We start from the raw sequence: 25,668 nt of genomic DNA on the forward strand, positions 1-25,668 counted from the left end.
CCTCCGCCATTTATTTGCACTGTCTGCAGATGGCATGAACTACTTCCTCGATGCTCATGTCAGAACTGTCTATCAAAATCGCATCCTCTGCCTGCTTTAAAGGCGCAGTTTCACGGCTCATGTCACGCTCATCCCGCTTCTTTATATCTTCAGCAATCTCCTCATAGCTGCAGGAAATCCCTTTTTCTGTCAGTTCTTTGTACCGTCGGTCTGCCCTTGTTTTTACACTGGCCGTCAGATAGATCTTGACATCTGCATTTGGGAGGATATTGGTTCCGATATCTCTTCCGTCCATGATCACATCCGCTTCTTTGGCCAGGTTTCTCTGCAGGTCCAGAAGCCTTGCACGTACCTCCCGAACTGCAGAACTGACAGAAGCCATATTTCCGACTGCTTCCTCGCGGAGTCTGTCTGTGACATTGGATCCGTTTAAATAAACCTGCTGGATCCCGTCCTCATAACAGATGCTCACATCCGCATTTTGTGCCGCAAGACGGATTTTTTCTGTATCCTGCGGGGAAATCCCCTCCTGCAGAAAATAAACCGCCATTGCCCGGTACATCGCTCCGGTATCTACGTAAATATATCCTTTTTCTTTTGCGACCAGCTTCGCAATGGTACTTTTCCCTGCTCCTGCCGGTCCGTCAATCGCCACATTATATCCCATATTGCTTCTCCTTTTCTTTCCTGCTCTATTCGTTAAGGAATGGAAATTCCCGCAAGATATGCCGTAGACCAGGCAATCTGCAGATTAAATCCGCCTGTCAGTGCATCCAGGTCCAGAACTTCTCCCACAAAATACAGTCCGGAAATCTTTTTTGACTCCATCGTTCCCGGATCGATCTCTTTGACATTTACTCCGCCTTTTGTGATGATCGCCTCTTTGTAGCTGCGAAGTCCGCTTAAAGTCATCTCAAAATGTTTGATCAGATGTACGAATCGCTGTCTCTCTTCTCTTGAAATCTCATTGACTTTCTTCTCTTCCGAAATACCGGAAAGCTCCAGCATAACTGGTTTTAATTTGGATGGGAACAAATGATCCACCGCATTTTTAAACTGTTTGTTTTTATGCTCCTCAAATTCGCGAAGCACACGGGCATCCAGCTGTTCTGCCGTCAAAGCAGGTTTCAGATCGATCACCAGACACAGTTCTTTTTCAGAAAGCCTCTTTCCGATCACGCTGCTGGCACTTAGCATCAGTGGTCCGCTGACTCCGTAATGGGTAAAAAGCATCTCACCGAAATCTTCATACAGCTTCTTCTTTCCATCATAGACCGCTGCGCTTACATTGCGAAGAGAGAGCCCCTGCAGTTCCTTTGCATACCATTCCCTGACTTCCATCGGAACCAGAGCCGGATATAGTTTTGTAATCTGATGTCCGTTTTCTTTTGCGAACCGGTATCCGTCACCGGTAGATCCTGTCGCCGGGTAAGAGATTCCTCCTGTCGCGACAATACAGGCATCTCCTGTCTTTCGCTGTCCGCCTTTTAAGACGATTGCCTGGAACTTCCCGTCTCTTTCCTCTATCTTTTCCACCTCTGTTTCCAGACAGATATGGACACCCAGAGTCTCCAGTTTTCGCTTCAGTCCCGCGATCACATCGGAAGAATGGTCAGATAACGGAAACACACGATTGCCCCGTTCTATTTTTGTTCTGACACCAAGCTCTTCAAAAAAATCAATCACCTGATCATTTGTAAAGGTGTAAAAACTGCTGTATAAAAACTTTGGATTGCTCATCACGGAAGCAAACAGGGTTTCCATGTCCCCTGCATTCGTAATATTGCAGCGTCCCTTCCCGGTGATGAATAATTTTCTTCCCAGACGGTCATTTTTCTCATACAGCCACACATCATGACCGTTTTCTCCGGCAGCGACTGCAGCCATCATTCCGGCCGCGCCGCCCCCGATTATCAGCACTTTACTCATCTTTATTCTCCTCGCTTTTTCCAGAAGAAGACTCTGTCAGCGTATCATCCACCTGATTCAATTCATCTTTACTGTATACCTGATATTCGCCCCAGATCTGCTCCAGTGTTTCCAGTGTATTGACTACTTCTTTCTGCTTTTTCATACAGAGAGCCACCACCAGCGCATTGATCACACTCAAAGGGGCCACCAGCGAATCCACGATCGAAGCCATGTCACTTCTGGCGATCAGATTACAGGAAGAATACAGATTCATAGGTGAGTGCACACTGTCTGTCAGTGTGATCACCTTTGCTTTCCGGTTGCTCGCAAACTCCAGCGCTTTGAGCGTGCGCATAGAATATCTCGGGAAACTGATCCCAATGATCACATCCTCTTCGTTGATCCGGATCAGCTGTTCAAAAATCTCACTGGAACTGTTGGTGTTGACAGCAGTAACATTTTCACATACCAGATTCAGATAAAAGCATAAAAAGGAGGCCAGCGGTGCGCAGCTGCGTATTCCCACTACATAAATACGTTTAGCACTGAGAATCGTATCAATCGCAAGTTCAAATGCTTTCTGATCAATCCCGGCCAATGTCAGTTTTATCTTTTCAATATCTGACTGAAGCACCGTTTCCAGAATTTCCGACTGACTGATCCGCCCATAGGTAACCTCCATCCTCTGAATGGAATTCAATTTGTTGCGCACCAGTTCTTCCAGTGCTTTCTGGAAACCGGGATATCCTTTGTATCCAAGCTGTGTGGCAAAACGTACAACTGTGGATTCACTGACTCCTACCACTTCTCCGAGACGAGCTGCTGTCAGAAATACAGCCTTATCATAGTTTTCCGTCACATAATCCGCAAGCCGTTTCTGGCCTTTGCTCATTTTTTTGTATTTTTCTTCCATGCGGATCAATAATTCGTTTGTACTATTTTCACTCACACTTCATTTCCTCTTCTTCCTCTTTGTTTTTCATTCTGCTATTTTACAGGACGGGTGTATTCCTTCAGCCATTCTTTCTCTTCTGCTTCCAGATATGGACTGATCTTCTCATATACGCTCTGATGATATGCATTAAGCAGCTGCTTTTCTTCCTCTGTCATCAATTCCGGACGCAGCGCATCCAGATCAATCGGAACAAAGGTAAGCGGCTCAAAATACAAAAACTGTCCATATTCGTTCTTTTCTCCTGCACGCACAAGCAGCTCATTTTCAATGCGGATTCCATGGGAACCTTCTATATAAATTCCCGGCTCGTCTGTGATCACCATTCCCGGCTCAATCTCGCACATGGCATCCCTTGTTGCCTTCCAGCGGAATCCGATCGGCGCCTCGTGAATATTCCCAAGATATCCCACGCCATGTCCGGTTCCATGATTATAGTTTAAGTTTCTGCGCCAGAATGGTTCTCTGGCTGCATAATCCAGAACCATGCCGCTGCATCCGGCAAGAAACTTTGCGTCAGCAAGACGCAGCATACTGCAGGCTACCATTGTAAAGTCTTCTTTCTGTTTTTCGTCAACCTCACCGATCGCCACCGTACGTGTGATATCTGTGGATCCATCATAATAATTTCCGCCGGTATCTGTCAAAAACAGTCCGCCTTCTTTCAATTCCACATTCGTCTCCGGTGTAGAAGAATAATGCACGATCGCCGCATGCTGTCCATAGGCACAGATCGGATCAAAGCTCGGCCAGAGATATCCTTCCTGCTCTTTTCTGAAGTTCTCCAGCTTCTCAGATGCGCTCAGCTCTGTAATCGTCTCTTTGCCAGCATGCTTCTTCAGCCAGTACATAAATTTTGTATGCGCCACGCCGTCTTTGATGTGACCTCTTCTGATATTCTCGATCTCAGCTGCATTTTTCACGCACTTCATCAGCACTTCCGGATTTTCTTCCTTTACAATACGGACAGCTTTCGGAATGTTGCGATACAATGCATAATTCACTCTCTGTGGATCCAGAAGAATTGAAGCCCCCTCCGGAAGAGATTTTACATCTTCATAGATTGCATTGTATGGATGCAGATGTACCTGGCACTCCTCAAAATGCTTTAAGATATTCTCATCAAACTTTCTTTCATCTGCATATAATTCCACAGAATCCATGGTGATCAGCGCATAAGAAAGCAGAAGCGGAAAATACTCCACATCCTGTCCGCGCACATTCAGCAGCCAGTCAATATCATCCAGGCTGGTCAGAAGATGATAGCCTGTATTTTCTTTCTCCATTCTCTCTCTGACTCGTTTCAGTTTCGATGCCGTAGATTCTCCTGTATAGGTCTCTTCCAGATAAAATGCCGGTTTTTCAGACAGCGCCGGTCTCTCTTCCCAGATCTCATCAATCAGATCACAGCCATAGTACACCTGTCCGTGCTTCTCTTTCGCGATCTTTTCGTACTGTTCTCCTTCTGTAATCCCGATGGTTCTTCCGTCAAATCCGATATTTTCAGATTCTCCCAGTACAGATTCAATATATTCTGCGATCGTCGGCACTCCCGGTTCTCCCATCTTCTGCAGACGGATCCCGCTTCCCTGAAGCTGGCTTTCTGCCTGAAGGAAATATCTTCCGTCCGTCCAGAGACAACTTTCTTCTTTTGTGATGACAGCAGTCCCTGCAGAGCCTGTAAATCCTGTGATAAATGCTCTGGATTTAAAGTGTTCACCTACATATTCACTCTGGTGATAATCTGCTGTCGGAATCATATAAACAGAAATATGGTGTTCTTCCATTTTCTGACGTAATCGTTCTATTCTATCTTTGATACACATAAAATCGTCCTCCTTTGCCACGGGTAATTATATCACTAAAACAGATTCTGCACAAGGAATTGAATTTTTATTTCTTTTCCGGACAACAAAAAAGGACCGGAAAACTTTCATCTTCCAATCCTTTTCTTTCATTTTATTATACCGGATATGCTCCGTCTTCTGTATCTGCTACTTTTGCATCTACTTTTGTCTGCTGAGCATCTCTGTATTTGAAGAAGTCTGTTGCAACCTGTGGGAACAATGCATATGTCAGCACATCCTCATCCTGCTGGCTGTACTGTGCACACTCTTTGCGGAGTGTATCCAGCTCGTTTGGAATCAGATCGGCTGGGCGGCATGTGATCACTTCTGCATCTTCTCCGATTACTTTTTTCTGTACTTCTGGATTAAACGGTTTTGCTGTTGCTCCATATTTTCCAGACAGTACATCTTTTGTCTCTTTTGTTGCCATCTTGTAGCGTTCTCCCATCAGCACGTTGAATACTGCCTGAGTACCAACGATCTGAGAAGAAGGTGTAACAAGCGGCGGCTCTCCAAGGTCTTTACGCACACGCGGTACTTCTTCCAGAACCTCATAGAATTTATCTTCTGCTCCCTGCTCTTTTAACTGAGATGTCAGGTTGGAAAGCATTCCTCCCGGTACCTGGTACAGAAGTGTCTTGATATTCACACCAAGGTTCTTCGGATTGAGCAGTCCGGACTCAAGTGCTTCGTCTCTGATCGGTCTGAAGTAATCAGCGATCTCTGCAAGCAGGTTCTGATCCAGTCCTGTATCATATGGAGTCCCTTTGAATGTCTCTACCATCACTTCTGTTGCCGGCTGAGAAGTTCCAAGTGCAAATGGTGACATTGCTGTATCAATGATGTCAGCACCAGCCTCTACAGATTTCAGGTATGTCATAGAAGCAACTCCTGATGTATAGTGTGTATGCATCTCGATTGGAATCTCAACTGCTTCTTTTAATGCTGTTACAAGTTCTGTTGCCTGATATGGGCAAAGAAGACCTGCCATATCTTTTACACAGATAGAATTTGCTCCCATGTCTTCAATTCTTTTTGCGAGATCTACCCAATATTCCAGAGTATATGCATCACCCAATGTATAGGACATTGCAACCTGTGCATGGGCGTTTTCTTTATTCGCTGCTGTAACTGCTGTCTGCAGATTTCTCATATCATTCATACAGTCAAAGATACGAATGATGTCAATTCCGTTTGCAGCAGATTTCTGTACGAAATACTCTACCACGTCATCTGCGTATGGACGGTATCCCAGAATGTTCTGTCCGCGGAATAACATCTGCAGTTTTGTGTTCTTGAATCCGTCACGGAATTTACGAAGTCTCTCCCATGGATCTTCGTGCAGGAAACGGAGTGATGCATCAAATGTAGCTCCTCCCCAGCACTCTACTGCATGATATCCGACTTTATCCATTTTATCCACGATCGGCATCATCTGCTCTGTTGTCATTCTTGTCGCAATCAGAGACTGATGCGCATCACGCAGAATTGTTTCTGTAATTTTAATTGGTTTTTTTGCAATTTCTGCCATTTTTACTGTCCTCCATTATTATTTCACACCAAAGATCGCCATAAATGTTCCGGCTGCCACCGCAGTACCGATAACTCCGGCAACGTTCGGTCCCATCGCATGCATCAGCAGGAAGTTTGTAGGATCTGCTTCTGCTCCGACTTTCTGAGAAACACGGGCTGCCATAGGAACCGCAGACACACCCGCAGAACCGATCAGAGGATTTACCTTGCCCTTTGTTGCCCAGCACATCAGTTTACCGAACAATACTCCGGCTGCTGTACCGAATGCAAACGCGATCAGTCCCAGTGCAACGATTTTCAGTGTATCCATGTTCAGGAATGCTTCTGCACTTGTTGTAGCACCTACAGATGTACCAAGCAGGATTACTACGATATACATCAAAGCATTGGATGCTGTCTCTGTCAGCTGTCTTACAACACCTGATTCTTTAAACAGGTTACCAAGCATCAGCATACCTACCAGAGGAGCTGTTGTAGGAAGAATCGTACATACTACGATCGTAACGATGATCGGGAAGAGGATTCTCTCCAGTTTGGAAACTGGTCTTAACTGCTCCATCTTGATCTTACGCTCTTCTTCTGTTGTAAGAAGCTTCATAATCGGCGGCTGAATGATCGGAACCAGTGACATATAAGAATATGCCGCTACCGCGATCGGTCCTAAGATTGCTGTCTGCTGTAATTTTCCTGCGAGGAAAATAGAAGTCGGGCCGTCAGCACCACCGATGATAGAAATCGCTGCAGCCGCTTTGTCAGAGAATCCCATTGCCATTGCTCCAAGGTATGCGGCGAAAATACCAAACTGTGCTGCCGCACCCAGAAGGAAACTCTTCGGGTTCGCGATCAATGGTCCAAAGTCTGTCATCGCACCGACACCAAGGAATATCAGAGACGGCAGGATTGACCACTCATCCAGAACATAGAAATAATACAGAAGTCCGCCTGTTCCGTTCGCCGAATCTTCTGCATGAAGCATGATATCCGGATAAATATTAACCAGAAGCATACCAAATGCAATCGGAACTAACAGCAGCGGTTCAAAGCCGTGTCTAATCGCCAGATAAAGGAAAAAGCAGGCAACTGCGATCATAATCAGGTTTCCGAACGTCAGGTTCATAAACGCAGTCTGCTCTACCAGGTTCCCCAGCGTATTTGAAATATATTCCATTTGTCAAAACCTCCTAGTTTAATGTGGCTAATACTGCTCCTGACTCTACTGCGTCGCCTACTGCCACATCAATGCTAGCAACTGTACCATCTTCCGGAGCTACTACAGGGATTTCCATTTTCATAGCTTCTACTGTTACAATGGCATCTCCTGCTTTTACAGCCTGTCCTACGCTTGCGTCAATACTGAATACTTTTCCAGCTGCTCCCGCTTTTACCTGGATACTTCCTGCTCCTGCCGGTGCTGCTGCTTTCGGAGCCGCTGCCGGTGCTGCCTTTGGAGCTGCAACTGGTGCTGCCGCTGCAACCGGTGCAGTACCTGCTCCCTTTTCTTCTACTGTCACATCATATACATTTCCATTTACAGTAATTGTATAATTTTTCATTTTAAAATCCTCCTGATTAATTCCATTTGTTCCATTTATTCGATTTTCTTCTCTTGATCGAGCGAACTACAAATCCGTCTGCAGAAGTTCCTTCTGCCGCTGCGATCGCTGCTGAGATCACTGCTACAAGCTCTGCATCATCTGAAGCTTCTTCTGCTGCCGGTTCTGCAACTGGTACAGGAGCCGGAGCCGGTGCTTTTGCCGGTTCTGCAGTTTTTTTGTTCTTAAATTTCTTCTCAAGTTCCGGAATAAATCTGAACAGAGAAATAATGAATGAAATAAAGATCAAAACAACGAATACAGTTCCCATTCCAAGAATGGTGTTCAGTCCCGCTTTTTTCAGAATCTCCGCAGTAGAATAATGTGCATTGATCGTCAAGCTGTCCATCTGCTGTTCTTCATCGAATGTAAATTCAATGTCTGCAGTCTTATTCTCATACTCTGCTTCTGTAGAAACTACGATTCCGGAGCTTGTCATCTCTGTCTCGAATTCTCCATAGCTTTTGAATGCTCCGCATTCTGCCTCTCCCGCTTTCCAGGCTTCAATCATGGAAAGGAAATTCTCAGAATCTACAGGAAGTCCTGTATTCAGAAGCATCAGATCCAGCTGCAGTTCGGACATCTCTTCATACTGGTCAAAAACTTCATCCGGTGTCTGACTGAAGCTGCTGACAATCGCCTCTGAATAAGCCACCATGGACTCTTTTTCATTACTTGTTGTCGTATCTGCCTCGCTGCCGCATCCTGAAACACCTAAGGTAAGAGCACAGGCAAGTACGATTAAACTTAATTTTTTCTTCACTTTGCCTCACCTCACTAAACCGTACCGTGTTTTTTTGCCGGACGATCCTCTCTCTTTGTGAACAGCATCTCAAATGCTCCGATCACATATTTTCTTGTATCGGCTGCATCAATGATTGCATCCACATATCCTCTTCTTGCCGCGGAAACCGGGCTGGACTGCAGCTCTTTGTATTCTGCTGCCTTTTCTTTCAATGTCTCTGCGTTTGCATCTGCATACATGATCTTTGCTGCCATAGAAGCATCCATCATTCCGATCTCAGCTGTCGGCCATGCGTATACCAGATCTGCCCCGATAGATTTGCTGTTCATCGCAATATATGCGCTTCCGTAAGCTTTTCCTACGATCACATTAACCTTTGGTACAGATGCATTCGCGAATGCGTAAGTCAGTTTTGCAACTGCACGTGCCATATCCTTCTCAGCTTCCAGAGTTGCTTCAAATCCTGTCACGTTTGTCAGGGATAATACCGGAATCGAGAAAGCATCACAGAAATTGATAAAATCTGCTGCTTTTTTACATCCGTCAACTGTCAGAACCTGTTCATAGGACTCTGCATTTCCTTCTGCATCATATACTTTGGAACGGTTTGCAACAGCTCCCACTGTCATTCCGTTCAGACGGATAAATCCTGTTACCATTTCTTTTGCATATTCTCTCTTGGTTTCAAAGAAAATATTGTTGTCAGAAATTGTGGCAAGTGCAATTCCTGTATCTTCCGCAGCATTGGCAAGATCTGCGCAGACACGGTTCAGGTCGTCTGTACATTCGTCATAGGATGCATCATCCTCAAAGTTTGCAGGGAGCATGCAGATCAGAGAACGGATCTGCCCTAAGATCTCTTCTTCTGTTCCTGTCACATCGACAAGCCCTGCTGTCTTGCTCTGATATTCAGCACTCGCTGTGTCACATTTGGAATCAATGTTTCCTTCCAGAGCATTTGGTGAATTAACGAACAATTTTCCTTCTTTATTTTCCATGAATGTGAAATCCGTCAGTCCCGGCACGACTGCAAGACCACCGCCACACATACCAAAAACAGCTGTGATCTGAGGGATCACACCGGATGCCATTGCCTGTTTAAAGTACAGGCTTCCAAATGCCTCCAGCGCGTCTGTCGCTTCCTGAAGACGAAGACCTGCACAGTCGATCAGACCGATGACCGGCGCTCCCATCTTCATTGCCATGTCATAGATGTTTGCAATCTTCTTTGCATGCATCTCGCCGATCGCACCTTTTAAAACAGATGCATCCTGGCTGTAGACATAGACAAGATTTCCGTCAATCACTCCATAGCCGGTAATGACCCCGTCAGCCGGAGTTTCTTTTTCCTGCAGGTTGAAATCTGTATTTCTTGCTGTAACTGCACCACCGATTTCAACAAAGCTGCCCTCATCAAGCACTGTGGCAATTCTTCTGCTTGCTGAGTTTTCTGTTGCATTGTTGCTCATATTCTAGCCCTCCATATTATAAAATGTGTTTAAATATAAACCAAAATTTTTGCCTATTCTAGTATATATTACTTAGCGAAAAAATTCAATTAAATTTCTGTTTTTTGTTATTTCTTTGCCATTTTCTTTTATTTTTTCCGAATTTTTATAAAAAAAGACATATTTCCTGACTTTGGAAATATGTCTTTGTTTTTTACTTCTGATTACGGAATTGCACCGGAGTGACCTGATACATCTTTTTAAAGATCCGGTTGAAATGTTCTACGTTCTGATATCCCACAGTCTCTGCGATACTCTCTACAGTTGCATTGCCTTCCCTGAGCATCGTGCAGGCTTTTTTCATCCGGACATTTTTCAGGATGTCTCCGAATGTCATTCCTGATTTTTCCTTGATATATTTGGAAAGGTATGGTTTCGACAGGAAAAACTTTTCGGACAGCTCATCCAGTGTCACATGCTTATAGTTTGCATAGATATAATTCGTGATCTCCAAGAGTCTTGCATCCTTGCATTCCTGCTGATTTCGGAGTTCTTCGATCTTATTGACTGCCACGACCAGGGCTTCTACAGAAGCTTTGATGATATCGGCATCAATGCCGACTCCCCAGTAGCGCTTTTTATTGCAGATCACGCCCACATAAGCGACCGCTTTGGATGAAGACCCTTTTGTCATGGAATGTTCTTCATAAAATGCCAGCTCATAATCGATGTCAAAATAGTGCTTAATAGCATTGCTCACCGCATCCAGACGTCCATTTCCCATTCCGTTGATCACACGGTCGCTTCCCGCATGGTGGATCGTCGCCTCCGCAAGGATTCCGTCTTCCTGTTTAAAGTGACATTCATCTACTGTAAAGATTGTTTTTACGTGAATATAATGATCTTCAAATATATGGTATACCCAGTCTGGCGTCAGTTCTTTATGCGCTTTATCCGACACATCCTTTACAAGATAGCCGACCTCTTCTCTCATTTTCTGCGGAAGGCTGATTCCAAAGCTCTGTTTTAAAATATAGTTGACTCCGCCTTTTCCGGACTGACTGTTGATACGGATCACATCGGTCTCGTAGCGGCGTCCCACATCTTTTGGATCCAGAGGAAGGTAAGGAACCGACCATGTCTGGCACTGCTTCTCTTCTCTCCATGCCATTCCTTTTGCGATCGCATCCTGGTGAGAACCGGAAAACGCGGTAAATACCAGTTCTCCGGCATATGGCTGTCTCGGAGAAACCTGCATTCTGGTAAGTCTCTCATAGGTCTCACTGATCTCACTCATGTTGGAAAAATCCAAGCCCGGATCCACTCCCTGTGAATACATATTCATAGCAACCGTGATAATATCCACATTTCCGGTCCGTTCGCCGTTTCCAAACAGCGTTCCCTCGATCCGGTCCGCTCCTGCCAGAATTCCAAGCTCTGCGTCACTGACGCCGGATCCTCTGTCGTTATGCGGATGAAGCGATAACAATACATGTTCTCTGTTATATAAGTGCTTGCTCATATATTCCACCTGACTTGCGAACACATGCGGCATCGCGTTTTCCACGGTTGTCGGAAGATTGATGATCACTTTTCGCTCCCTGGACGGCTCCCACACTCTGAGAACTGCATTGCACACTTCCAGCGCATAATCCACCTCGGTTCCCTGGAAACTTTCCGGGCTGTACTCAAACGTGAAATTCCCTTCTGTCTCCTTTGCCAGCTCATTCAGAAGAATGGCTCCGTCTACCGCAATTTTTTTGATTTCTTCTTTATTCTTTTTAAACACTTGTTCTCTCTGTGCGACAGAAGTTGAATTATACAGATGAATGACCGCATGCGGCGCTCCTTTGACCGCTTCAAAGGTCCGTTTGATAATATGCTCTCTCGCCTGTGTCAGAACCTGGATCGTTACATCCTCAGGGATCATATTCTGCTCGATCAATGTACGCAGAAATTGATATTCTGTCTCAGACGCTGCCGGAAATCCCACTTCGATCTGCTTGAAGCCGACATCCAGAAGCATCTGGAAGAATTCTATTTTTTCCTCCAGACTCATAGGCTCGATCAATGCCTGATTCCCATCCCGCAGATCCACGCTGCACCAGACGGGCGGTTTTTCAATATGGTCTTTCTTCACCCAGTCATAGCACGGCACCGGCGGCATAAAATAGCTTCTTTCATATTTTTCAAAATTCTTCATCGCAAGCACTCCTTATATTACATCAATTTACTTGTCTTTTTTTATTTCGTTTATACTATCATACTCTTCCATTCGATACCAGTGACATTTTTAATCACTTGCCTTGATTTATTTTAATATATTTTCTCTTTTAAGAAATATTTTGCTGCTATTTTCTTCCAGCACCATGAAAAATCAATTTTTCCCACAGACCTTTGGATTACTACCGGAAGTCTGGCAAGAGTTTCTCCGTTGACCCGATATTCTATCGTTCCCACTTCTGTCCCTTCCCGGACAGGAGCCGGTAATACTGCCGGAATGTTCCTTCTTACCTGAACAGATTCCCAGTCTGCCAGCAGAAACGAAAGATTTGACTGCTCTGACAGTGCTTCTGCATATGTATACGCCTCTTTCTGATTGGAATCCGGAATCCCATCCGTCACCCGGATTTTAAATTTTTGCCCGGCGCCTTTCATACTCTGATATTCAAAATGTTCCAGACCGTACTCCATCAGTTTTTTTGTATCCTCCCATTTATAGCTCCGATTGTTCGGCCAGCCGCACGCCAGAAGTGCTACGATAAAGGTTCGCTTTTCTCTTTTTAATGCCCCCACGTAGCAATATCCTGCCTCCCCGGTAAATCCGGTTTTTCCGGATACAGCGCCTTCCATCATCGTAAGAAACGCGTTGTGATTGATGCAGGAATACGTCTGCGTCTGCTCCAGATCCGAAAACTGATAGGAAGACACGCCTGTAATTTCCAGAAATTCCTTCCGCTTTGGAGACTCCATCACACAATAGCGCATAATCCTTGCCAGTTCTTCTGCCGTGGTCCGATGGCTCCCGCCGTCATCTGCCCCGTCCAGACCATTGGGTGTGACAAAATGGGTATGGCTAAGTCCCAGTTCTCTTGCTTTCTGGTTCATCTCATCCGCAAACTGCTCCACGCTTCCAGCCAGATGTTCTGCCAGCATCACCGCTGTATCGTTATGTGATTCCAGCATCAGAGAATATAAAAGATCCTTAAGCTTAAATTTCTGTCCTTCCACTGTCCCCAGTCGGACTCTGGGCTGGGCTGCCGCATTGGCACTGACTGACACACTCTCATCCGGGTCTGCACGTTCCAATGCAAGAATGCAGGTCATGATCTTGGTTGTACTCGCCATAGGACGCTCTGTTTCGGCATTTTTTGCAAACAAAATACGCCCGCTGTCTGCATCCATCAAAACTGCCGACCGGGCGTATAACTGTCCTGGAGTATTCTCCCCGTATGCGATTTTTGTCTGTTCTTCCTCCGCATATACACACGAAACCGGAAACAGACCATTTACTGCAATCAGAAGACAAAAGCCCAGGATCAGCCCGACCCGATATGTTCGTCCTCTTTCCCTTCTTTTCTCATGCATTGCTTTTTTATTCTCCAGACATTCTTTGCTATATCCTATGTCCGAAGATTTTTAATCAGAACTACAGGTTTAACTTTAACTGTACCTCATCCTCTGCTTCTTCTTTAAAATGTGCTACCTGCTCCGGATTCGGCGCAGGAAGTTCATCCAGAGAATGTACACTGAATCTGCGCAGAAACTCTTCTGTGGTTCCAAATAAAAGCGGTTTTCCCGGCGCATCCATACGCCCCACTTCCTCAACCAGATCATATTCTACCAGCTTGCTGACTGCATGATCCGATTTGACGCCACGGATTTTTTCGATTTCCAGTTTTGTAACCGGCTGCTTGTAGGCGATGATCGAAAGCGTTTCCAAAAGTACATCCGTAAGAACCTGTTTTTTCGGCTGCTTTGCTACCCGGATCAAATATTCATACATCTCTTTTTTCGTGCACATCTGAAACGAAGCTTCCAGTTCGATGATCCGGATTCCCCGATCTTCTTTCTCATACCGGTCCATCATCTGGCGGATTATTTTTTTTGTCGTTTCTTCGTCATGTCCGATCGCCTGTGCAAGTTTTTTCAGCTCCACAGAGCCTCCCATTGCAAACAAAATTGCTTCTATGGCTGCCTGCAGTTTTTTTTGCTCCATTCTTTCTCTTTCCTTCCTGTTTCTCCTGACATGCTCTGTTATATCTGGGAATCGATCAGGATCTCCCCGCAGATTTCTTCCTGATAAACACGGATCATGCCCGTCTTCATCAACTCCAGCACTGCCAGAAATGTCACCACAATATGCATCTTGCTCCTCTGTTTTTCAAGAAGCATACGAAAACTGAATTTTTTATGTGTCCTTGCATAAGTCTCCACATACAAAAGCTTGTCCGGAAGCGGTACTTCTTCTTTCTCGATCTTACCGAACTTACTCCGCACCGGATCGATCTTCTCTTCCTGCCTGCGCATCACTTCCCGGAAAATCTTCCTCAGCTGTACCAGCGTCACATCCCCTAAAAGCTGATCCAGATCTACCGCAGGAACATAACTTTTCACCTCTTTGGGAATATCTACCTCCCGGTAAAAATACTGGTCTGCATCTACCTGACGATCCCGCAGCTCATAGGACATATATTTGTACATTTTATACTGTAAAAGCTGTTCTACCAGCTCTGCTCTCGGATCTTCCTCTTCACCCTCTTCATTGATCTCTTTCGGGAGCAGCATCCGGCATTTGATATCCAGAAGTGTTGCCGCCATCACGAGAAATTCACTCATGACGTTTAAATCTTCCCGCTCCATCTGCCGGATATATTCCATATACTGGCTGGTGATCTCTACGATCGGAATGTCATAGATATCAATCTTATTTTTCTCGATCAAATGTAACAGCAGATCCAACGGACCTTCAAAAACCTGCAATTTTACCGGTATCCCCATCTGTTTTATTTCTCCCATCTACCGTCTGTTTTTTCGCACTGTGTTTCATTATACGGGAAATCCTTCAAATTCTCAACTGTCTTTTTCGCCCCGTAGATGAATCACGATCATCTCTGCCTCATTCAAAAAACGAAGATTGATCGTATGAGTGCCAAGCCCGCGGCTTACAATGATCGTCTGCTCTCCTTCTGTTGTCATCTCCCCGGAATATTTCGGAAACGGAATCGCCTGAGGCGTGATCAGACCTCCGATTCCCGGCAGACGGATAATCCCGCCGTGAAGATGCCCGGAAAGCACCAGATCTGCTCCCCATTTTTTATATGCGTCAAAATAAACCGGATTGTGCGCCAGAAGAATCTCATAATCTGCAGCTTCTTTTTCAATACATGCTGTTACATCCTGCTCTGTGACCCGGTATTTTTTGAATTTTGTATAAGTTGCAAGGGGCAGTTCCAGAGCCGAGATCCGGATCCGGCAGTCATCCTCCTTAAGCAGGACGCTGCTATTTTCCAGAAAATGCACGCCGCATTCTTCTAATTGCTTTTGATACTCCTGATAAACCTCCCCATAGACTTCCGGTTTTCTTTTCATCCGCTGCTCGTGATTCCCGCAGGCATAATACACCGGAGCGATCGCAGGAAGTTTCGAAACAAATTCCAGAGCCGGAGCAAAGGAACACCCTTTCTTCCCGACCAGCATATCCCCGCCGATCAGAATCAGATCCGGCCTCGCTTTGCAGATCGCATCCAGCAAACGTTCATTTCCGACTCCATATTCTTTATTGTGCAGATCGCTTAAAAACACGATCTTCTTTTCCTTTTTCAGCCCGTTCAGCCTGTGGGATACAACAACGTCCTCTGTCACCTTGAAATACTGCTGCTCCCGGTACGCTTCCAGCAGACAAAGAACTGCCGCCACTGTCAGAACAAAGACCACTAAGATCACTGCTTTCATGGCATTCTCCTTTTTGTCATTTTTTCTTCTTATCCTATCATTTTTTTGAATGCAGTTCAACATAAGGAAAGGTGCAGCACTTCGCTACACCCTGATTTTTTGCATCACTTTTTTCAGATAATCCAGAAATTCTGCTTTTTTACAGCTTTCTTTTGCCAGAATCTCCACTCTTCCGATTTCTTTTTCTCCCAGCTCATAGACAAGTTCGCCTACTTTCTGTCCCTTTTTCACCGGAGCTTTTACAGACTGCTTCATCTGTGCCTTCTTTGTCACCCCTGCCAGATTTGCTCCGCTTGTGTCCAGATAGCGGAACGTATCCGCATACTCGCAGAGAATCTGCTCTTTGACACCACCCTGCACTTCGATCGGTTTTAACTTCGGAGGATCATTGTCTTCATACACCTGACATTTTCCAAATCCATAATTCAACAGTTTTGTCGCGTCCTGAAACCGCTGTTTGGAATTTTCTCCGCTCAGGATCACCGCGATCAGCTCCATCCCATCTTTTTCGGCTGTCGCAGACACGCAGAATTTGGCCTCATCGGTAGAGCCCGTCTTTAAACCTGTGGCATATGGATACTGCCGTACCAGTTTGTTCGTGTTGGACAGTCCAAATTCAGAAGTCCCCTTTTTTGTGGTATGGGTGATCGTATCCATCCAGATCATGCAGTAATCATGAATCTTCGGATATTTTTCGATCAATTCTCTGGACATCAGAGCAATATCTCTTGCCGTCGTCAAATGTCCCTCGGTATCCAGTCCGTTACAGTTTTGAAACGTTGTATTTTTCATGCCGAGCCCTGCCGCCCGTTCATTCATCATCTTTACAAAAGCCTCTTCACTGCCCGCTATGTACTCTGCCATGGCGGTACAGGCATCATTGGCACTGGCTACGGAAATACATTTTAACATCGTATCCACACTCTGCGTTTCTCCGGGTTCCAAAAACACCTGAGAACCGCCCATGGACGCTGCATATTCCGAGGTTGACACCTCATCTTCCAGCGCAATTTTTCCATCCTCCAGTGCATCAAAGATCAAAAGCATAGTCATGATCTTCGTGACACTGGCCGGCGCGCGTCTTGTATCTGCATCTTTTTCATACAACACAGCGCCTGTGGACGCTTCCATCAAAACGGCACTTGGTGCCTGTACTTCCACCTCTGCCTCCTGCTGCCCTTCTGTTTTCTGAGCTGCATCCGGCTCTTCTGCCAGAGTCTGAATCCCGGGCACAACAGCCACAGAGAGACTCAGTACTGCGCTTAGTAACACTGCGAGAACACGTTTCATTTCGATTCTCCATTCCCTGATCTGGTCTGTTACTATTTATTATATCCACTTCGCTTTCTTATAATACCAGAAAAATGCCAGAGAACTTAAACTCCATGTCAGCGGATATACCCAGTATACCACCTGAATGCTGTGAGTGAGCGGAATCATCACGGAAAGGAAAGACACCCGGATCACGCACCAGCACATCATCATAATGATCATGGACACCATCGTCTTCCCCGCACCGCGCAGAATTGCTGCAATGGAATGTGAAAATGCAAGCAGACAGTAAAATAACGCTGCTGTTCTGGCTTTTTCCACACCAAACCGAATGATCTCAGGAGAAGAGTCAAATGCCGCGATCAGCTGTGGTGCCAGAAGAAATACCACGACACCAATCAGTTCTGCCAATATAACTGCTGCGAGAATTCCAAATCGCGCCCCTTTTCTCGTGCGCTCCTCCTGCTTTGCACCCAGATTCTGTCCTACAAATGTCGTCAGTGCCATAGTAAAGCTGTTGATGGGCAGAAAACCGAACCCATCCACCTTTGTGTAGGCCCCATAGCCCGCCATTGCCATTTCTCCGAATGCATTGATATTGGACTGTACGATCACGTTTGCAAACGCAATGATAGAGTTCTGCACTCCGGAAGGCAGTCCGATCTTGATGATCTGGACAAGGATTCCTTTGTCAAAACGGATTTTTCGAATTTTCAATCCATAGCTTTCCTTTGTCCGCAGCAGCTGCCAGAAACAAAGGAGTGCACTCACAATCTGAGAGATCACGGTTGCAACCGCCGCACCTCCCACTCCTGTATGAAATCCTGTGATAAACAACAGATCCAACACCAGATTGATTACAGACGATACGATCAGATAATACAAAGGATGTCTGCTGTCTCCCACAGCCTGCAGAATTCCCACCAGGACATTGTACATCACAAATCCTAAAGATCCCGCAAAATAAATCTGTAGATATGTCACCGATTCCCTCATTACACTTTCGGGCGTATCCATCCACCGCAGGATCTGCGGAGAAAGTGCCACTCCCACGCCGGTCATCAAAACTCCCGCCACCAGACCAAATGCGACTGTGGTGTGTACCGCGCGCTGCAGATTTTTCTCATCTCCTGCACCAAAAAACCGGGCAACGATTACCCCCGCTCCCGCTGAGATTCCACTCAAAAATCCAATCAGCATAAAGATCAGACTTCCGGAGGAGCTGACTGCGGCCAGTGCACTGCTCCCCAGGAAATTTCCAACGATCAGAGAATCCACGGTGTTATATAATTGCTGAAATAAATTGCCCAGAAAAATCGGCATCGCAAAAAAAGTCATCTGTTTCCAGATCGAGCCGCTTGTCATAGGCGCTGCTGTCTTTGTCATAAAATCCCCCCTGTTGTTTCTTTCTTATCCTATCGCCTTTTATAAAATTACAAATAATTTTTCCAGTCCAAATTTGCCTTCATCCTGCAGCATCTGCTCCATTTTGCACTTGTTGAAATCCGAATGCTCCACTTCTCTTGCATACCGGCGTGCCGCCTCTGCAACATCCGAAAACTCCAGCGTTCCATTTTTCAAAAATACACCTTTTGCCAGCGCCCGGATCAAAATACAACCTGCCACTGCAAATTTTAGTTTCCCATATGCCTGTTCATCGTAGACTGCCCCACAAAAGTAAGTAAATACAAAATAAACCATCAGCTGTTCCATGATCTTCTCCGTAAACACGGATTCGAACTCTTTTCTTTGCTCTGCTGACAGCTCTGATTCCAACAACATATTTTTTGCTTCTTTGACATATCCCTTCCAGTCGTCTCTGAGCACTTCCAGATGATTCAGGATCACAAACAGATTGCCGCAAACCTCCTGCTGCGTTTTTTCCTCTGTATCCAGATTGTCCAGTTTTTCCTGAAACCAGGTCCAGACGCGTTCCTTCTCGTAACGCTTTAGAAGCCCATCAATCTCAAACAGGGCATTTTTGTCGATCCTCTCCTGCAGATCATGCGCCAGTGCCAGCACGATTGCCATTCTCAGCCGGACTGGATACTCCCGATTCTGAAGAATCTGAAAGATCAGAGTTCTCGCGTCTTCCAGTTTGGTAAACAAGAAGAAATCAAACTCCTCATAAGTTTCTTCCCGATCCGGATTTTCCGCCTCCAGAAAATGGACCGGCTCTTCGCAGCCCAAGATCAGGTTTGCTGCTTCCGGACAGGATAAAGACAGGGAAATCTCCCGCAGTCCTTCAAATTCTTCCACATGCCTCGGATACAGCCTGCAGGTCTTGCAGAACATCCCGGATCCGTTGCCTTCTATGTACAGATCACACAGATTTTCTTCATTGAGAAAGGCACAGCGCTTCTCATATTGGCGAAACGCGCCTTCCTCCCAGTCAATTTCATTGTGCAGGCGGCTGCCAAGCCGCCCTTTTGTCTGTCTGTATTTTTTCAGCGAAGCGGGATCGATCATAATCTGCCACCCTGCGCAGCAAGTATCCGGACAGTCCCCGCCGATACATGCAAACTTCTTATAGTAGTGCGGAATGATATACTGCATGTTGTACTCCTTTTTTATGTCACTATTTTTCAGTCGAGAAACACATACTGTTTCAATCGTTCAAACGCTTCTTTCACACGACTGTGCGGCAGCGCCAGATTCATCCGGATATGGCACGCTCCGTGGAACGGACGACCATCCTGCCAGATCACGCCCACTTCCATGCCTGCCCTCTGCAGCTCCTCAATGGTCTGGTGATGCGCCTCGCACCAGTCTGTGCAGTCTAAAAAGAGCATGTACGTCCCCTGCGGTCTGGACACGGAAACACCCGGAAATTCTCGCCTGATAAACTCCATGGCATAGGAAATGTTCGTATCCAGCACGGTGCGAAGCTCGTCCACCCACTCCATTCCTTCTTTCGAATATGCCGCGATCAGCGCATGCATGGACAACACATTCATAGAATTGTAATGGGTCATTTTCCCTTCCATACATACCCGGTCTCTCAAATACGAATTATAAATGATATGATACGAACCGATCAATCCTGCCAGATTAAATGTCTTGGACGGAGCGTAAAGCGCAATGGTTCTGTTTTTTGCATCCTCGGACACAGACTGTGTCGGGATATGCTGATATCCCGGAAGTGTCAGATCTGACCAGATCTCATCTGAGATCACATACACATCATGCTTCTGATAGATTTCCATTGCCTTTTCAATCTCCCAGCGCTCCCAGACACGTCCGGTCGGATTGTGCGGCGAACAAAAAACTGCCGCATGGATCTTGTTTTGCACAATTTTTTCTTCCATATCTTCGTAATCAATCCGCCAGATTCCTTCTTCATCCAACACCAGTGGATTCAGAACGATATTCCATCCATTGTCCTCAATACAATGTGTAAATCCGATATACGTCGGAGACTGCAGCAAAACAGAATCCCCATTGGAACACAGTACTTTCAAAGCCGAAACCACACCGCCGAGCACACCGTTCTCATAGCCGATGCACTCTTTTGTCAGATCGTTCACGCCATTACGTGTCTTCTGCCAGTTGATGATCCCGTCATAATATGCCGCCGACGGATCAAAATAACCGTATGCCGGATGCTTTGTCCTCTGGATGATCGCCTCCGGAATTGCCGGAAGCGCCGGAAAATTCATATCCGCTACCCACATCGGGATCAGATCAAACCCTTCCCGAATTTTCGCACCTGCGAAAAAATCATTGCCTGTATTGTTTCCGGCAGGCGCATCTACTGCGATGGCATCCTTTCCCCGCCGGTCCATAATCGTTGTAAAATCATACTGCATGATATCAAACCTCTTTTCCTGAAATCCGGCTCCCCACAAAAAGGGAAGGATGTTCCAAACTGGAGGCATCCTTCCATCCGGGTGCAACGAATCTTATTGTTTCTTCTATTCTAGCAAGTCAACGTGAGAAAATCAACACCCCTCTTTCGGTCCGGCAATCACCGCTGTCTATCGACCTCTTCCAGTTCATACGGCTGAAACAGTTTGATCGTTCCGTATTCTCCGTCAAATCCCGGAATCCGCTCTACCTCGCCGTTTCGCAGACGCTCAATTCCCTCTGCGATCAGAAATCCGGACTTTTGCCGGATTTCCTCCAATGGCACAGTTCTCAGAATCTCAAATTCCGGTCCGATCATCCGCAGCATCTGCTCGTATCCTTTTTGTACCTTCTTACTTCGGGAAGAAACACCCACGCATGCCGAGATGACTTCCGGAAGTGGAACCAGACTTTCAAATCCATTGGCGCCTTCTTTTACAAAACCTTCCGCCCTGTCCGCCAGCTGTTCAATCCGATGAGAGACACCAATAGTGATTTTTCTTCCACACACCGGACATTTCCCCTGATATGTTTCTGTCTCCATCGGTGTCAGACAAAGATTGCACTTCCGATGCCCATCCATATGGTATTTTCCTTCCTCCGGGAAAAATTCAATGGTGCCTGCCAGACCGCTGCCATTTTGAATGGCACCTCTCAGACCTTCATAGGACCAGTCAATATCCAGAAGAGTGGCCTCTCTTCCCAGTTTTGCCGGAGAATGCGCATCGGAATTGGAAATCAACTGAAACCGGTCCAGCATGGACACCCGCCAGTTCATCGGCGGATCCGAGGATAATCCCGTCTCCACTGCATGAATGTGAGAACTCAGATCCCCGAAGCACTCATCTACCGTATCAAATCCGGAAAATGCTCCGAACATGGAAAAATGCGGTGTCCAGATGTGTGCCGGAACGTACATGCCATCTGGTGTTGTCTCCAGCATGATTTCCAGTAAATCCCGGCAATCCAACCCAAGAATCGGCCGCCCGTCCGAATGCAGATTTCCGATCACTTCCAGTTTCTCCGAAAGATTCTCTGCCTCTTTTAGCCCGGGAAGGATCAAAAGACTGTGAACCTTCCGAACCTTATCGTATTTCTTATAGATAGAACTGATCTCTCCGGTGATCACGAATCGGGGAATCATGTGATCCGGCGTATTCCCATCCTGAATCCTGTATTCTTTTTTCAGCACATAAAATCCGTCTTCTGCGGGCTTTAATTTTTCTTTTAACTCTTCTCTCCATGCCGGATGCGTAAAATCCCCGCTCCCGATCAGATGGATGCCTTTTCTGCGCGCCCACAGATCCAGATACTCCGGCGTACACTCTTTGCTGGTGGCTCTGGAATATCTGGAATGGGTGTGTAAGTCTGCAATATACATGTCTGATAACCTCTTTTCTATGTCTGTTATTCCTGACTTTTTTCTCTATAAAAAAATATAACACAATCGGGCAATTCCGTCAGCAAAATTGCTTGCATTTTCCATATCCAGGTAATATAATAATTTGGTGCAGATATTCTTATCGGCAATCGTCAGATTTCCGTCCGGGCAGACTGATTTTTTCTTGCCATCTGCTTTTTTTATGTATATTTTTACTCTCTTTCATTCTCTGAAAGGGAGATTCTATAAATCGAAGGAGGTTCTTATGAATTCCCGTACTTACTATGATATTCTCGGTGTTTCCCGGGAAGCTACATTACAGGAAATCACAAGTGCAAAAAATGCGCTTGCTAAAGTATATCACCCGGATGCCAATATGAATCAGGGCATCGACACCACTGCGTGTATGCAGGAAATACTGGAGGCGTACCGGGTACTTTCCAATCCCGAATCCCGGCACGAATATGACAAAGAATTAGGCGGCGGACAAATCCGTGTCTTCCGCACCTTTACCGTTGGTCCCGAGGATGATGAACAGGCTGCTCCGTTTGTCGTGTATTGGAACGCTGCCTGTCGTCTACAGGAAACCGTAGATCTTGCGATGGAATTTTTGGAGAACAACTCCCAGAAGAAAAAACGTACGTTTCTGTTCTTCCGCCGGAAAGATGCTGCTTCTGAGGCGGAAAAACAAAAACATCTGAACAAACTGTCTGTGCGCGCCATGCAGTATATCACTGTCTTGAAAGAAGCCGGCATCCCATCCCAGTACTGGACCGAGGACGCAATGAACTGGGTACTGATCCGTTGGAGCCACCGTCAGAATATGGACTATCGCGTACTCTTCAATCGTTACGAAAAACATCTGAATCAGGATCTCTCCAATTCCGAACGTCATAAACTTCATGTCCACGGAAAACAATTCCACAACAATCTAAAAAAACTGCTCAGCTGCGCTCTATAGGCGCAGCAGGCAGTCCTGCAGTAAGGCTTCACAGCCTTCTTTCACATCTTCGTATGTCCTGTCAAAATTCCCGGTATACCACGGATCCGCGATATCCTGCCCTGTCCGCTCTGTAAAATCAAGCAGTTTCGACACCTTCCCGTCCGTGTCACTCCCCAGAATCCGCATCATATTCCGGATATTCATGGAATCCATTCCGATCAAATAATCAAATTCGTCATATTCCCACTTTTGCAGCTGGCGTGCGCGGTGATCACCGCATGGAATGCCGACTTCTTTTAATTTCCGCCGAGTGCCGTGATGAATCGGATTACCGATCTCCTCGCGGCTGGTAGCTGCGGAATCAATGTAGAACTGATCGGTGAGGTCGTATCTGTTGATCAGGTTCTGGAAAACGTATTGCGCCATGGTGCTGCGGCAGATGTTGCCGTGGCAGATAAATAGTACCTTTATTTTCTCCATTTTATCTCCTCATATCCTCTCAAAGCCTTATAAATACTGGCTTTTCAGCCTTTGTGCATTTTTTACTTGAAAGGTTCTTTTTCTTATAAATTCTTGTATTTTCTCATGTTTTTTCGGGCATTTGTGGTACAAATGGGTTATTTTTAAAGTCCCAAATTCCTTATGAGATAAGGCTTACATGAGTTGTTTGTGCATGTTTTTGGGTTATAAACTTTTTCTTTTCCAGTTCATCCCTTGCTTCTTTTAATCTGGCAAGTTCTTTCTTTGCATCATCATAGCCGGTATGCGTATAAATATTGAGTGTTACAGATACATCTGAATGCCCCATCAGATATTGCAGTGTCTTTGGGTTCATCCCTGAATTGGCCATATTTGTACAATAAGTATGCCTGCATATATGTGGAGTAACTGGCGGCAATTGCAACAAATTCTCACGATTATATTTTTCTCTTGCATGCTGCATGTACTTTTCCCAATGAAGTGCAACCATTGGCCTTCCATTCTTGTCCAGAAACAGAAATCCTCCATATCCATCCACCATCGGCTCACGTTTTGGTTTCCTTCTATTCTTCAAGATTCGAAGAAATGCTTCTTTTACATCCGCTTCCATTGGAAGTAACCGCGTACCACTTGTTGTCTTTGTAGATACGATGATATACTTCATTTCTCGAGTTCTTTGCAACTGATGATTCACATTGATAATATCTTCTTTAAAGTCCAAGTCTTTTACAGTAAGTCCACAAAATTCAGATATTCTAAGACCTGTCTTGAATAAGATATAAAATGCATCATAATACTGATTATAATGCGGATCATTCTTTACAAAATCAAGAAATTTAGTTTCATCTTCCGGAGAAACAGCTTGTCTTTTCTGACTGTCATTAACAAGTACTGTACCTAATTCAAATCCAAATGGATTTTTTAGAATCAAGTCATCATCCACAGCCATTTGAAAAGCAGGTCTTAAAACACCTCTGATGGAATGAATGGAACTATATCCTCTACCATCTCTTTGTAGTTTTATCAGAAAAATCTTTGCGTCAGAAAGTTTCACATCATCCACTTTCTTATAAGCGAATTCTTCCTTTTTCAATACATTCACCACAAATTTGTAATTCGCTAAAGTATTATGCTTTACTCCTGTTTTCAGGGAAAGATATCGTTCCACAAGTTCAAGCACTGTAATGTTACTTCCTGTAATCCCTTGCATCTGTAAGGACTGAACTTTTCTTTCTTTTTCCCTGAGAGAAAGATCTGCCCGTTTACCTTCCGGCATCTTATCTGCTTCTGTCAATCTCCAACTATATAATATTTTACGCTTACCAAGTGAATCTGTATATTTATAGCGGTAACGTCCACTTGGTTCCTGCCATTCTCCTTGCTGGAGAACTCTGCCTTTATCATCACGTCTCTTTGAAATCATATCCTACCTCCAAGGGGACGCAACATGATATTGTTAGTATATCATGTAACCCCTAATTCGAACACCTCCTTCTTTTAAATTTCATTTTATATCGCACTGAGTGTATCAATAAATTTTTCAAATCTTGTTCGTTTTATCTGTACACGATTCCCATTCCAAAGCAAATACTCTGCATTTGGATTGTCACTGACTAACTTACGAAGCTTTCCTTCTCCAATACGAAAATAGGATGCTGCCTCTTCAATGGATAATGTATACTTCTTCCAATAAGGTATATCATAACTTGTCATTTGTATGCCTCCTTCTATTATCTTTGTTTTTGACATTGGCGGCTGGCAAA

22 protein-coding genes and 1 pseudogene are annotated in these 25,668 nt (G+C 45.3%); 1 reads left to right on the forward strand and 22 read right to left on the reverse strand.

Features of this window, described 5'->3' with window-relative positions:
• Positions 1–10: 10 nt before the first annotated feature.
• The 19 genes and pseudogenes from cmk to FXV78_RS16275 form a co-directional block, all read right to left on the reverse strand.
• The gene (gene cmk, locus FXV78_RS16185; protein ID WP_004840374.1) at positions 11–667 is read right to left on the reverse strand and encodes a (d)CMP kinase; all 657 of its coding nucleotides are present in this window, start codon (positions 665–667) and stop codon (positions 11–13) included.
• Between the two features lie 32 nt (positions 668–699).
• A complete protein-coding gene (locus tag FXV78_RS16190; protein ID WP_004840373.1) occupies positions 700–1,929 on the reverse strand; it encodes a BaiN/RdsA family NAD(P)/FAD-dependent oxidoreductase in 1,230 nt (409 codons plus the stop codon).
• The gene (locus tag FXV78_RS16195; RefSeq protein ID WP_004840370.1) at positions 1,922–2,824 is read right to left on the reverse strand and encodes a MurR/RpiR family transcriptional regulator; all 903 of its coding nucleotides are present in this window, start codon (positions 2,822–2,824) and stop codon (positions 1,922–1,924) included. The genes FXV78_RS16190 and FXV78_RS16195 overlap by 8 nt, the downstream gene beginning before the upstream one ends.
• A gap of 74 nt (positions 2,825–2,898) precedes the next feature.
• Entirely contained in the window at positions 2,899–4,689 is a 1,791-nt protein-coding gene (locus FXV78_RS16200; protein WP_039959216.1) for an aminopeptidase P family N-terminal domain-containing protein, read from the reverse strand.
• Positions 4,690–4,825: 136 nt separating this feature from the next.
• Entirely contained in the window at positions 4,826–6,241 is a 1,416-nt protein-coding gene (locus tag FXV78_RS16205) for an oxaloacetate decarboxylase subunit alpha (protein ID WP_004840365.1), read from the reverse strand.
• An 18-nt stretch (positions 6,242–6,259) separates the two neighbouring features.
• Positions 6,260–7,411: a sodium ion-translocating decarboxylase subunit beta gene (locus FXV78_RS16210; protein ID WP_004840363.1), complete on the reverse strand. Its 1,152-nt coding sequence runs from the start codon at positions 7,409–7,411 to the stop codon at positions 6,260–6,262.
• A 13-nt stretch (positions 7,412–7,424) separates the two neighbouring features.
• Complete coding sequence (locus FXV78_RS16215) at positions 7,425–7,796, reverse strand: biotin/lipoyl-containing protein (RefSeq protein ID WP_004840361.1); 372 nt, start codon at positions 7,794–7,796, stop codon at positions 7,425–7,427.
• 16 nt (positions 7,797–7,812) lie between these two features.
• Positions 7,813–8,598 carry an OadG family transporter subunit gene (locus FXV78_RS16220; protein WP_004840360.1) on the reverse strand — a complete coding sequence of 262 codons (786 nt, stop codon included), beginning with the start codon at positions 8,596–8,598 and terminating at the stop codon, positions 7,813–7,815.
• A 14-nt stretch (positions 8,599–8,612) separates the two neighbouring features.
• Complete coding sequence (locus tag FXV78_RS16225; RefSeq protein ID WP_004840356.1) at positions 8,613–10,049, reverse strand: acyl-CoA carboxylase subunit beta; 1,437 nt, start codon at positions 10,047–10,049, stop codon at positions 8,613–8,615.
• A 193-nt stretch (positions 10,050–10,242) separates the two neighbouring features.
• Positions 10,243–12,231 carry a 2-isopropylmalate synthase gene (locus FXV78_RS16230; RefSeq protein WP_004840354.1) on the reverse strand — a complete coding sequence of 663 codons (1,989 nt, stop codon included), beginning with the start codon at positions 12,229–12,231 and terminating at the stop codon, positions 10,243–10,245.
• Positions 12,232–12,344: 113 nt separating this feature from the next.
• Positions 12,345–13,616: a D-alanyl-D-alanine carboxypeptidase family protein gene (locus tag FXV78_RS16235; RefSeq protein ID WP_004840352.1), complete on the reverse strand. Its 1,272-nt coding sequence runs from the start codon at positions 13,614–13,616 to the stop codon at positions 12,345–12,347.
• A 61-nt stretch (positions 13,617–13,677) separates the two neighbouring features.
• Complete coding sequence (gene scpB / locus FXV78_RS16240; RefSeq protein ID WP_004840351.1) at positions 13,678–14,247, reverse strand: SMC-Scp complex subunit ScpB; 570 nt, start codon at positions 14,245–14,247, stop codon at positions 13,678–13,680.
• A gap of 38 nt (positions 14,248–14,285) precedes the next feature.
• On the reverse strand, positions 14,286–15,029 hold the full coding sequence (locus FXV78_RS16245; protein WP_039959228.1) for a segregation and condensation protein A: 744 nt from the start codon (positions 15,027–15,029) through the stop codon (positions 14,286–14,288).
• A 72-nt stretch (positions 15,030–15,101) separates the two neighbouring features.
• Entirely contained in the window at positions 15,102–15,983 is an 882-nt protein-coding gene (locus FXV78_RS16250; protein ID WP_039959214.1) for a metallophosphoesterase, read from the reverse strand.
• Between the two features lie 84 nt (positions 15,984–16,067).
• On the reverse strand, positions 16,068–17,273 hold the full coding sequence (locus FXV78_RS16255) for a D-alanyl-D-alanine carboxypeptidase family protein (RefSeq protein ID WP_004840347.1): 1,206 nt from the start codon (positions 17,271–17,273) through the stop codon (positions 16,068–16,070).
• Between the two features lie 39 nt (positions 17,274–17,312).
• Positions 17,313–18,641 (reverse strand): MATE family efflux transporter, encoded by a 1,329-nt coding sequence (locus FXV78_RS16260; RefSeq protein WP_004840345.1) that lies wholly within the window; start codon positions 18,639–18,641, stop codon positions 17,313–17,315.
• 39 nt (positions 18,642–18,680) lie between these two features.
• Positions 18,681–19,811 (reverse strand): flagellin lysine-N-methylase, encoded by a 1,131-nt coding sequence (gene fliB / locus FXV78_RS16265; protein WP_004840344.1) that lies wholly within the window; start codon positions 19,809–19,811, stop codon positions 18,681–18,683.
• Positions 19,812–19,840: 29 nt separating this feature from the next.
• The gene (locus FXV78_RS16270) at positions 19,841–21,064 is read right to left on the reverse strand and encodes a MalY/PatB family protein (protein WP_039959211.1); all 1,224 of its coding nucleotides are present in this window, start codon (positions 21,062–21,064) and stop codon (positions 19,841–19,843) included.
• A gap of 164 nt (positions 21,065–21,228) precedes the next feature.
• A pseudogene (locus FXV78_RS16275) lies at positions 21,229–22,482 on the reverse strand (endonuclease Q family protein); the annotation flags it as partial.
• 265 nt (positions 22,483–22,747) lie between these two features.
• Between FXV78_RS16275 and FXV78_RS16280 the strand changes: the two are divergent.
• Positions 22,748–23,443: a J domain-containing protein gene (locus FXV78_RS16280; protein ID WP_009244771.1), complete on the forward strand. Its 696-nt coding sequence runs from the start codon at positions 22,748–22,750 to the stop codon at positions 23,441–23,443.
• On the opposite strand, the gene FXV78_RS16285 is transcribed toward FXV78_RS16280, so the two are convergent.
• The 3 genes from FXV78_RS16285 to FXV78_RS16295 all read right to left on the reverse strand — a co-directional run bounded on the left by FXV78_RS16285 (position 23,438) and on the right by FXV78_RS16295 (position 25,618).
• On the reverse strand, positions 23,438–23,905 hold the full coding sequence (locus FXV78_RS16285) for a low molecular weight protein-tyrosine-phosphatase (RefSeq protein WP_004840336.1): 468 nt from the start codon (positions 23,903–23,905) through the stop codon (positions 23,438–23,440). The two genes, FXV78_RS16280 and FXV78_RS16285, sit on opposite strands and share 6 nt — an antisense overlap.
• Before the next feature lie 160 nt (positions 23,906–24,065).
• On the reverse strand, positions 24,066–25,328 hold the full coding sequence (locus tag FXV78_RS16290; RefSeq protein ID WP_004840332.1) for a tyrosine-type recombinase/integrase: 1,263 nt from the start codon (positions 25,326–25,328) through the stop codon (positions 24,066–24,068).
• 86 nt (positions 25,329–25,414) lie between these two features.
• Positions 25,415–25,618: an excisionase gene (locus FXV78_RS16295; RefSeq protein WP_009243293.1), complete on the reverse strand. Its 204-nt coding sequence runs from the start codon at positions 25,616–25,618 to the stop codon at positions 25,415–25,417.
• Between the last annotated feature and the right edge of the window lie 50 nt (positions 25,619–25,668).

This window comes from Mediterraneibacter gnavus ATCC 29149, assembly GCF_008121495.1.
GTDB classification, from domain to species: Bacteria; Bacillota; Clostridia; order Lachnospirales; family Lachnospiraceae; genus Mediterraneibacter; species Mediterraneibacter gnavus.

Coding starts and splice junctions, on each gene's coding strand:
- cmk (WP_004840374.1), bottom strand. CDS start 667: ATGGGATATAATGTGGCGATTGACGGACCGGCAGGAGCAGGGAAAAGT.
- FXV78_RS16190 (WP_004840373.1), bottom strand. CDS start 1,929: ATGAGTAAAGTGCTGATAATCGGGGGCGGCGCGGCCGGAATGATGGCT.
- FXV78_RS16195 (WP_004840370.1), bottom strand. CDS start 2,824: ATGGAAGAAAAATACAAAAAAATGAGCAAAGGCCAGAAACGGCTTGCG.
- FXV78_RS16200 (WP_039959216.1), bottom strand. CDS start 4,689: ATGTGTATCAAAGATAGAATAGAACGATTACGTCAGAAAATGGAAGAA.
- FXV78_RS16205 (WP_004840365.1), bottom strand. CDS start 6,241: ATGGCAGAAATTGCAAAAAAACCAATTAAAATTACAGAAACAATTCTG.
- FXV78_RS16210 (WP_004840363.1), bottom strand. CDS start 7,411: ATGGAATATATTTCAAATACGCTGGGGAACCTGGTAGAGCAGACTGCG.
- FXV78_RS16215 (WP_004840361.1), bottom strand. CDS start 7,796: ATGAAAAATTATACAATTACTGTAAATGGAAATGTATATGATGTGACA.
- FXV78_RS16225 (WP_004840356.1), bottom strand. CDS start 10,049: ATGAGCAACAATGCAACAGAAAACTCAGCAAGCAGAAGAATTGCCACA.
- FXV78_RS16230 (WP_004840354.1), bottom strand. CDS start 12,231: ATGAAGAATTTTGAAAAATATGAAAGAAGCTATTTTATGCCGCCGGTG.
- FXV78_RS16235 (WP_004840352.1), bottom strand. CDS start 13,616: ATGCATGAGAAAAGAAGGGAAAGAGGACGAACATATCGGGTCGGGCTG.
- scpB (WP_004840351.1), bottom strand. CDS start 14,247: ATGGAGCAAAAAAAACTGCAGGCAGCCATAGAAGCAATTTTGTTTGCA.
- FXV78_RS16245 (WP_039959228.1), bottom strand. CDS start 15,029: ATGGGGATACCGGTAAAATTGCAGGTTTTTGAAGGTCCGTTGGATCTG.
- FXV78_RS16250 (WP_039959214.1), bottom strand. CDS start 15,983: ATGAAAGCAGTGATCTTAGTGGTCTTTGTTCTGACAGTGGCGGCAGTT.
- FXV78_RS16255 (WP_004840347.1), bottom strand. CDS start 17,273: ATGAAACGTGTTCTCGCAGTGTTACTAAGCGCAGTACTGAGTCTCTCT.
- FXV78_RS16260 (WP_004840345.1), bottom strand. CDS start 18,641: ATGACAAAGACAGCAGCGCCTATGACAAGCGGCTCGATCTGGAAACAG.
- fliB (WP_004840344.1), bottom strand. CDS start 19,811: ATGCAGTATATCATTCCGCACTACTATAAGAAGTTTGCATGTATCGGC.
- FXV78_RS16270 (WP_039959211.1), bottom strand. CDS start 21,064: ATGCAGTATGATTTTACAACGATTATGGACCGGCGGGGAAAGGATGCC.
- FXV78_RS16280 (WP_009244771.1), top strand. CDS start 22,748: ATGAATTCCCGTACTTACTATGATATTCTCGGTGTTTCCCGGGAAGCT.
- FXV78_RS16285 (WP_004840336.1), bottom strand. CDS start 23,905: ATGGAGAAAATAAAGGTACTATTTATCTGCCACGGCAACATCTGCCGC.
- FXV78_RS16290 (WP_004840332.1), bottom strand. CDS start 25,328: ATGATTTCAAAGAGACGTGATGATAAAGGCAGAGTTCTCCAGCAAGGA.
- FXV78_RS16295 (WP_009243293.1), bottom strand. CDS start 25,618: ATGACAAGTTATGATATACCTTATTGGAAGAAGTATACATTATCCATT.